Annotated in this window: 6 protein-coding genes and 1 pseudogene; 2 read left to right on the top strand and 5 right to left on the bottom strand. The window is 74.1% G+C overall.

Going from position 1 to position 4,168, the window contains the following annotated elements:
- Positions 1-314: 314 nt before the first annotated feature.
- Positions 315-1,037, top strand: a complete 723-nt coding sequence (locus ACIQOV_RS30530; protein WP_401053840.1) for a polysaccharide deacetylase family protein — start codon at positions 315-317, stop codon at positions 1,035-1,037.
- Between the two features lie 65 nt (positions 1,038-1,102).
- Here the strand turns inward: ACIQOV_RS30530 and ACIQOV_RS30535 are convergent, their stop codons facing one another.
- The 4 genes and pseudogenes from ACIQOV_RS30535 to ACIQOV_RS30550 all read right to left on the bottom strand — a co-directional run bounded on the left by ACIQOV_RS30535 (position 1,103) and on the right by ACIQOV_RS30550 (position 2,954).
- Positions 1,103-1,486 (bottom strand): barstar family protein, encoded by a 384-nt coding sequence (locus ACIQOV_RS30535; RefSeq protein WP_401053842.1) that lies wholly within the window; start codon positions 1,484-1,486, stop codon positions 1,103-1,105.
- A 126-nt stretch (positions 1,487-1,612) separates the two neighbouring features.
- A complete protein-coding gene (locus ACIQOV_RS30540; protein WP_401053843.1) occupies positions 1,613-2,266 on the bottom strand; it encodes a 4'-phosphopantetheinyl transferase in 654 nt (217 codons plus the stop codon).
- 107 nt (positions 2,267-2,373) lie between these two features.
- Positions 2,374-2,589: pseudogene (locus tag ACIQOV_RS30545) on the bottom strand (hypothetical protein); the annotation flags it as partial.
- 173 nt (positions 2,590-2,762) lie between these two features.
- Entirely contained in the window at positions 2,763-2,954 is a 192-nt protein-coding gene (locus tag ACIQOV_RS30550) for a hypothetical protein (RefSeq protein ID WP_359904821.1), read from the bottom strand.
- A gap of 274 nt (positions 2,955-3,228) precedes the next feature.
- Here ACIQOV_RS30550 and ACIQOV_RS30555 point away from each other — a divergent pair, with 274 nt between their 5' ends.
- Positions 3,229-3,714, top strand: a complete 486-nt coding sequence (locus ACIQOV_RS30555) for a cysteine/serine endopeptidase inhibitor (protein ID WP_380353832.1) — start codon at positions 3,229-3,231, stop codon at positions 3,712-3,714.
- Positions 3,715-3,793: 79 nt separating this feature from the next.
- Here the strand turns inward: ACIQOV_RS30555 and ACIQOV_RS30560 are convergent, their stop codons facing one another.
- On the bottom strand, positions 3,794-4,033 hold the full coding sequence (locus ACIQOV_RS30560) for a hypothetical protein (protein ID WP_401053844.1): 240 nt from the start codon (positions 4,031-4,033) through the stop codon (positions 3,794-3,796).
- Positions 4,034-4,168 lie beyond the last annotated feature (135 nt).

Genomic DNA, 4,168 nt, shown 5'->3' on the forward strand with positions numbered 1-4,168 from the left:
GGGCGGCTCGGTGAAGAGGGGCCGGGCGGGGGCGGGGGCGAGTTGCGGGGAGTGACGATTGGTCGGTTCATAGTCATGTCATCGGTTTATATGAGAAATCGCGCGGATGGGAGACGGGCATGACGGTGAGCCGGCGGGCGCTGCTCATGGTGGTGGCCGGAGGCGCGTTGGCGGGGTGCGGTGGCCGGACGTCGAGCACCGGCTCGCCCTCGGCGATACCGCCCGCCGGGCCCGCCGAGGCCGCCGCCGCGTCGACGCCCGGGCCGGATCCGACGCCGGCGCCGACACCCGCGCCGACCTCCGCATCGGAACCCGTGAAGCAGCCCCCGCACGAGCCGACCCGGGCCGAGACGGTCGCGCGGTACGGCGCGCTGGCCCCGAGCGAGTGGGGCCTGGAGGTGTCCGGGGTGATCACCGAGCTGCCGGAGGGCGAGAGCGCCACGGCGCTCACCTTCGACGCCTGTGGCGGCCCCCGCGGCAACGGCTACGACGCCGACCTGATCGACGTCCTGCGGGCGCACGGCGTGCCGGCCACGCTCTTCCTGAACGCCCGCTGGATCGACGCCAACCCGGACGAGTTCGAGCAGCTCGCCGCCGACCCGCTGTTCGAGATCGGCAACCACGGCACCGTCCACCGCCCGCTCTCGGTCACCGGCCGCTCCGCCTACGGCATCGCCGGCACGGGCGACGTCGGCGAGGTGTACGACGAGGTGGCGGGCAACGCCCGGAAGCTCACGGAGCTGCTCGGGCACCCGCCCCGGTTCTTCCGCTCCGGCACCGCGCACTACGACGACGTCGCCACCCGGGTGGTCGCCGACCTGGGCCAGCGCGTGGCGGGCTTCACCGTGAACGGGGACGGCGGGGCGACGCTGCCGGCCGCCGAGGTGCGGCAGGAGGTCGCCTCCGCCCCGCCCGGCGCGATCGTGATCGGTCACCTGAACCACCCGGGCGGCGGCACGGCCCCCGGGGTGGCGGCGGCGCTGCCGGGACTGCTGGCGGCGGGGCGGCGCTTCGTCCGGCTCTCGGACGCGCTGTAGCCGGGCGGGCCGGGGTACGCACCGCGGGCCGCGCGCCTCGGGGCGGGCGTCGCGGGGTGGGCGGCTCAGACCAGGCGCAGGCCGCCCGGGTGCTCCTCCTCGATGATCCGGACCAGCCAGTCGAAGACCGTCGGCCCCCGGCCCGCCCGGGCGGCTTCCAGCTCGGCGGTGATGCGCGCCCGGTTGGTGGGGTGGGCGTGGGCCAGCCGCAGCTCCAGCCGGCGGACCGTCTCCGGGTAGCCGAGGTTGCGGCGGGAGACCTCGTGACGGCGCCACTCGATGACCCAGTCGCCGTCCTCGGGCGTGCCGTAACCGCCGCGCAGGCAGTCGGCGAAGGCGTCGAGGTTGCGGCCGAAGTAGCCGTCCTCGCCGACGGTCCGCCCGACCACGTCCCAGAAGTCGTCCAGGGTCTTGATCTCGTTGCCGTCGATCACATAGGTCACCGTCACGGGGTCGAGGATATGCCGCGCCGACGGCGGTTCAGGAGGCCGCCCGAGGCCGCCCGGGGCCGCCCGGGGCCGCCCGGGAGACGCCCGGGCGACCGCGGCGTCTCCTGGCGCGACCCCGGCGCGACGTCAGGGGGAGACGGCGATCGCGGTGGCGAGCAGCCCGTCCCGGACCGCCCAGCGCCCGTCGAAGCCGTCGATCCGGCGGCCGCCGACCACCGGGCCCGGGACCAGCAGCCGGGCGGTGAAGGTGCCGTCGGGGGAGAGGTCCAGCTCGGCCTCGTCGAAGTCCAGGAACAGCAGGGTCAGCGGGAACCAGGCCTTGTAGACCGACTCCTTGGCGCTGAACAGGATGCGGTCCCACGGGACGCCCGGGTGCTCGGCCGCCAGTTTGGCGAGCCGCTGCCGCTCGACCGGCAGCGCGACGGTCTCCTCGACGCCCTCCGGCAGCGGCAGCGCGGGCTCGGCGTCGATGCCGACGGAGGCGAGGGTGCCGGCCCGGGCGACGGCCGCCGCGCGGAACCCGTCGCAGTGGGTGAGGCTGCCGACCACGCCGTCCGGCCAGCTCGGTGCGCCGCGCAGGCCCGGGACCAGCGGCCGGTACGGGACGCCGAGCCGGGCGAGGGCGGTCCGGGCGCAGTGCCGGACGGTGGTGAACTCGCGGCGCCGCTTGTCGACGGCCCGGGCGACGGACGGCTCCTCCTCGGGCTCCAGCCGGGCCTCCGGCGGGTCGTCGTAGGCCACCTCGGTCACCACGACGTCCGGCAGCAGGTCCCCGATCATCCGTTCCCCCCTCGGTCGGCTGCGCGGCCGGGCCGCCGCGCGGGACGAGGGTAACCCGGGTGGGGGGATCTTGGTGGAGGAACGGGGACCATCGCCGGGCGGCCCGGCTACTCGAAGGCGGCAGCAGCCTCGCGCAGCGCCCGGGCGACCGTCTCCGGGTCGTGCGGCGCGGGCCCGCCGGGCAGGTAGGTGACGGAGTGCAGGGCGCCGGTGCAGCGGAAGGAGCGGTGCCGCTCGTGCAGCGGCCAGGAGACCGGGGACTTGCGGTCGATGCCGACGCTGATGCCCTGGAACGGCGCCATGCCGATCAGCTGGTGGACCGGGCCGAGCCGGCCGCCGCCCCGGCCGCCACCCCGGCCGCCGTCGGCGGGGGCGCCGTCCACGAGCGGGCCGTCGGCGGGAACGGCCTCCAGGAGCGGGCCGTCGGCGGGGGCGCCGTCCACGAGCAGCCGGATCTTCCACCTGAGGTCGGCGACGGCGGTCGCCTCCCGGGTTGCTACTGCCCGAGCAGGCGGGCGAAGTCCAGCCCGAGGCTGCCGAGGACGGGCAGCGCGCCGAGGTCGGTCACGCCGGCGACGGGGATGCTGTAGCCCTGGTTCACCTCGCGGGGCGCCGCACCGGCGGCGACGGGTGCGGTGGTCGGGAGCAGGACGGTGCCGAGGAGCAGGGCGACGAGCGAGGTGCGCATCTGAGGGGCCTCCGAGGGACGCGGGTGACGTTCTGTCAACACCGTCCGTGGCGGGGCGGTCACGCATCTTCGCCCCTTCGGCCGTATGGGTAAAGATGCTTGCCTTGTGTTCATGCCGACATCGTGGAGGTCTGGACCACCTTGCGGGCGGGCGCATACGTTTCCTCCACAAGGGCGGACATTCGGTTGACGAACTGTCGTGCGAATGTGTCGAGTTCCGCATGTCATGCCCATGCCTGCCCATGCCCTGCACCGCAACCGGAGGGAACGAACCATGCGCGCCATCGGCAAGAACCTCAGGATCCTCGCGGGCGCCCCGCTCGCCGCAGCCGCCCTGATCGCCCTCGCCGCGGGCTCCGCCAGCGCCGCGATACCGATCAACAAGCCCATGACCGGCAAGGCCACCTACTACAACGACGCCGGCTACGGCGCCTGCGGCACCCAGATCAACGCCGCCACCCAGATGCTGGTCGCCGTCTCGCACACCTGGTGGACCACCGCCAACCCCAACAACGACCCGGTCTGCAAGGGCATTTCGGTCAAGGTCAGCTACCAGGGCAAGACCATCACCGTCCCGGTGAAGGACCAGTGTCCCTCCTGCGACTCCACCCACATCGACCTCAGCCAGCCCGCCTTCGCCAAGCTGGCCCCGCTGGACAAGGGTGTCATCACCGGCCTGAGCTGGCAGTTCGTCAAGACCGGCCTGAACGGCAAGACCGTCGAGCTCTCCGCCCCGATCACCGGCTCCACCATCGGCTGAACCGGCCCTCGGGCGACGGTGCCCGCCCCCGCTCGGTCCACGGGGGCGGGCACCGGAGCCGCCAGGAGTCGACGATTCGTCAAATCTTATGCCGCCAGTACTGATTGGCCTGGCTCCCGCAGTCCCAGAGCTGGACCACCGGGCCGCGCCCCCAGTTGTAGATGTCCAGGCACTGGCCGGCGGCCTCGGGGCTGGAGCTGGTGATCGTGGAGGCCTGGTCGAGCTGCGCGGCGGGCTGCGCGTTCGCGGCCGCGGGACCGGCGAGCAGGGCCGGTGCCGCGGCGTCGGCCCCGAGGATCGAGCCGACTCGTGTGGACACGTTCATTCCTGGACTCCCGTGGTCGGACTGTGTCGGACCACCGACGCCGGGGCCGTGACGGCGACGGGGCCAGGGAGGTACCGGCCGTTCGGGATCACGGCCGTTCGGGTGTTCCTCCCGGCGTCGGACGGGAGG

This window comes from Kitasatospora sp. NPDC091257 (assembly GCF_044757675.1).
In the GTDB taxonomy this organism is placed as follows: Bacteria; Actinomycetota; Actinomycetes; order Streptomycetales; family Streptomycetaceae; genus Kitasatospora; species Kitasatospora lactacystinica.